This window comes from Microcoleus sp. B4-C2, from assembly GCF_036705265.1.
Classification (GTDB): domain Bacteria; phylum Cyanobacteriota; class Cyanobacteriia; order Cyanobacteriales; family Microcoleaceae; genus Microcoleus.
The window spans coordinates 1-207 of the sequence record NZ_JAUBUB010000133.1 but is presented as its reverse complement, the minus strand read 5'-3'; positions in this window follow the sequence as shown (position 1 = coordinate 207).

The window sequence follows — 207 nt, the reverse complement described above, 5'->3', positions numbered from 1 at the left end:
AATCAACATTGTTATTCACTGTTGTTATTGGTGGCTGCTTTCTGACGAAAGGAAGATGCTGATATCAACAAGTATTGTTCTGAAATTGACAGTTTTTCTTGGCTTCTGCCTTCCCCCCTGCTGGGGTAGGGGCAGGGTGGATTAATTGTCAAAAGAGTAAACCAGTGGGGCTAGGCTATTTGCTGACGAGCACGCGCCAGATTTAAT